Genomic DNA, 4076 nt, shown 5'->3' with positions numbered 1-4076 from the left:
GCTTTTCCGGCATCTGCAGCTACAGCATTATATGTAGGAGTAAGTGTTGTTGCATTGGAAATAGTTCCCCCTCCATTTGATGTTGTCCACAAAATTGTTCCATTGGTAGCTGTAGCTCCGCTCACAGTAGCTGTTCCATTTGAACAAATAGTGGTTGATCCGCCAGCTGCTGCTGTTGGTAATGGATCAACATTCACAGTATAGGTTGCCGTTGCCTTGGCTGATGATCCGCACGAGTTATTACTGGTAACCGTCATCGTTAGTACAATGGCTTTTCCGGCATCTGCAGCTACAGCATTATATGTAGGAGTAAGTGTTGTTGCATTGGAAATAGTTCCCCCTCCATTTGATGTTGTCCACAAAATTGTTCCATTGGTAGCTGTAGCTCCGCTCACAGTAGCTGTTCCATTTGAACAAATGGTTGTCATTCCTCCTGCTGTTGCCGTTGGTAAAGGATCAACTGTAATGGACACGATTGCACTCGCGCTTGTGTTGCAGGTACCGTTCTTGCCTCCTGTTCCAGTATTCGTCGTAATTGTGGCTGAAGCCGGTCCACTGGTAATTGATGGCGTAAACGTTGCCGTCACTATGTTGTTATTGGTTACCTGATTTGAAATTGTGCCACCACTAGCAGTCCAGTTTCCGGATGTGGCGCTTCCGGTCAAAGTTCCAGTTAGTGTCAAAGTTCCATTTTTACAGACAGAGGCTGTCGTAGGGGATGTTGTAACGCCCAGGAAACTGCTGACCTTTATTCCATTATTACCAGAGGCTGGGTCCGCTTCTTCACTTCCGCACGGATTTACGGCTAGTACTTTCAATTGAGAAGATGTGATGCTTCCCTGGGGAGAAGATGCGTCAATCGATACGCTTACTGTTGCAGTTGAATCTCCTGAGATTATTGTCCAGCCTGTGGGAACAGTCCATTTATAATACTGCACGTTGCTCGCCCCGGACGGAGCAGAGAGGGTGACCGTGGCAGGGGGACAAATTGAGCTACTCGGGTTTACAGTTATATTTGAATTTCCACTCCATCCCCCTGGAGCACCAGAATAAACAGTAAGTGAAGTAGTTACTGACACTGGCGTTGGAGGTGCACATGCCGCAGTCGACGTCATAATTACTTTTACAGTATAATTGCCTGCGGAAAGTCCCGAGGCCATATAGGTACTACTGTTTGTTCCCACATTCGCACCATTCAATTGCCATTGATAATTGGCTGGTGAACCTCCATTTGTGGGGGTAGCGGTAAAGGTAGTTGAACCATTTGTGCAAATGTTATTTGAAGTAGAAGTGACAGTCACGCTGGGCACTAATATAGGATTTACTGTTATTGGTTTACTGGCTGAAGCAGTTCCGCATGAACTTCCCGTTGAGGTTAGTGTTAAAGTCACTGTTCCTGAATACGTTGAAGAAGCTGTATAGGTCGCTGTGTTAGGAGTACTTCCACCGTTATTTGCAAATGTTCCTCCTGCTCCGCCATCTGACCATATCGCTCCTGTCGCTCCCCCGCCGAATGAACCACCCAAAGCTACTGACGTTCCGCTCTGGCATATCGCAGCTATCGCTCCACCTGCATTGACTGTCGGAAGTGCATAGACAGTGACCGTTACATACGAACTTGTAATTGTTTGGGGAGAGGCGCATACTTCATTAGAAGTGAGCACAACTCTCACTTTGTGGCCATTTTGAATCGCACCACTCGGAAACGAGATTACATTACTCGTTGACGCTGACCCATAATCCAAACCATCAATTTGCCATTGATAAGTACCGGCGTTTATCGGCGTTGCTGAAAAAGTTATCGGCTGATCTGCGCAAAAAGTATTGCTTGCATCCGCGTTTGCAGTAACTGTTGGTGTCATCAATGCATTCACCGTGAAAGCGTTCGATGCTCCGCTACCGCCAGTGGACGGCACTAATACTCCCGGGAAAGCCGATCCAATCGCAATTTTATACCCTGAACTGGAGGTCGAACCAGCCGGTATTGTAAAAGTTGCAGTAAGCCCGGAAGTCTTTCCCCCATCAGTTGCATCATATGTTCCGGGCACGGTAAAAGTTCCACCGGTAGCCGCAAAGTTATTGCCACTTCCGTCGCTGAGGTAAACCTGATAATTTGTAGAACCGTTAAAATAGTTGCTGACTCCAGCCCCATTAATGACGGTAAAAGTTATAGTAATATTTGATCCCGCACAAACCGGAGTTGTAGTAACATTTGTGACAGAAATTGATTGTGCATTAGTACGCCCTGGCATTATCCCTAACAAAAAAACACACAACCCCAGCATCATTGCAATGCCTTTTGTTTTTAAGTTCGCGGTATGTAAAGTACTTAAGTAAAATTCCTTCATAAAAATCATTTTTTCTTATGGTGTAGTAAATGATTTTTTGCAGAGGATGTACGGAAAACCAGGATATCACAGGATTTTTAAGGCCGGGCGATCTTTAAAAAGAAATGGATTTCCCTTAAATGCTGTGTTCGGGAGTTAAAAGTTCTGGCTTCTTTAAGGAAAAGGATAAACGATATTTAGGGTAATCGCTTTGTGGTAAATCCGGTGCAAGATAATATTTTAATTCAAATATTCTACTATATTGTTAAATTTTTTTCAGAGCATTTTATCCTCATTTAGCTGGTCTCTCAAATTCATGATCTAAAATAGCTTAGGGCACAATAACTGTCGCTTCTGAGCTCTCCTCAAGCGTCTTTCTTCTCTCCCTCCACCTCCGCCTGAACTATTGCCATAGCCGGAGCCACTGCTTTCGCGTCCAAATACATAACCAATTTTCAAGTTAATGGTGAAATAAGAATCATTATTTAACGGGTTGCCGCGTCTTCCGCCAGGCCGGGCGGTTGTTAAGTTGGGTACAGCATCCGATCTTACCCTGTTGTTTAATATAACTGCATCTACAAGCTGGGTTCCGCTTAAATAGTTATAAAATACCGCGGGATTAATATACTTGTTGTGAACATCATCGAGATAATCTGTAAATAATATCCTGTTGATATATTCCAGCCTCAGGTTAAACTTCGAGGATAACTCATATCTCACGCCAACGCCAACCGGAATATTTATTTGATTCAATTTATAGACTTTGCTGTCGGGATATTCGGAAAACCCCTCCCCTTCTGTATGCAGGGGTCGCAGGTCAATCCATTTTGAATTTAAAAGCGCCTGCGGGTTAAAATGAAAATATCCAATCCCTCCAATGAGGTAAGGTGAAAAAGCCGGCGGGAATTCCTCGGGATCAAAAGGCCTTAAAATATCCAATACATGTATTTCCGCGGTTAAAGAAATTTCATCTATGGGGCTTCTGAAACTTAAATTTCTGTTGTACCTGCCGATACTGCCATTGTTTTTTGCATGTGCCAATAAACTGTCATGTGATTTAACGCTTCCAATAGTGCCTTCAAGCCTGAGCGCCCATATATTTTTGTAAATAGCACTTGCGTAAATGCTTCCATACAGTGTAGTGCTTTTAATGTTCAAATCCTTTGGTCCTCTTCGCCCTCTCCCAATTCGGCCGCCAATGTCAGTTAAACTATTCATAGGGCCTACCGAGATGCCGGCTTCAAACGTTAGGTCACTATATTGCTGGGCATTTAATTGCTGCGCGATGAAAAAAAGCGATAAGAAGAATGCAACTTTAAATTTCATACGGTAGCTAATTTTGGAACCTGAATTTATAGCCGGGCATACAAATTAAGTAATAATTTTTCTCTTTTACCAGATTAGTTTCCATATTTTTTTATAAACAATTAAAACGGTAATAAATTATCTTCATTGTCTTTATGCAATAATTATTCAGGACAGTATTAAGTTTTAAGACAATGGCATTAGTTTTTATGCCCTCTAAAATCAATTGAGCAGGCGTTATTATTTATAATATTTTATAACCCTGGTAAAATTTTCGTTGCATGGATTAAACCGGGTCCAGGTGGGTTTCTGCAAATATCTGCTTGCTAATTAACCAAATTGATATCTACCGGGTTAGATCCCGGAACGTTTATTTCCAGTTGATAGATTCCATGGGGGATATATTTATTTAGTGGGATAGGTTCGGTAGCAGTGCTGCCGTTG

The 4076-nt window shown here is 42.8% G+C and carries 2 protein-coding genes; both read right to left on the bottom strand.

Annotated elements, in window-relative coordinates; all coding sequences use genetic code 11:
• Positions 1-2348, bottom strand: a 2348-nt coding sequence (locus FW778_RS22875) for a beta strand repeat-containing protein (RefSeq protein WP_150417247.1), incomplete at its 3' end; no start/stop codon positions are given.
• Between the two features lie 300 nt (positions 2349-2648).
• A complete protein-coding gene (locus FW778_RS22870) occupies positions 2649-3653 on the bottom strand; it encodes a DUF6089 family protein (protein WP_150417246.1) in 1005 nt (334 codons plus the stop codon).
• Positions 3654-4076 lie beyond the last annotated feature (423 nt).

It is taken from the genome of Ginsengibacter hankyongi (assembly GCF_008710285.1).
GTDB lineage: Bacteria > Bacteroidota > Bacteroidia > Chitinophagales > Chitinophagaceae > Ginsengibacter > Ginsengibacter hankyongi.
This window is presented reverse-complemented; position numbering and strand designations above follow the sequence as displayed.

What these genes read in the sequence shown, in the direction of transcription:
- FW778_RS22870 (WP_150417246.1), bottom strand. Translation starts at nt 3,653, where the DNA reads ATGAAATTTAAAGTTGCATTCTTCTTATCGCTTTTTTTCATCGCGCAG.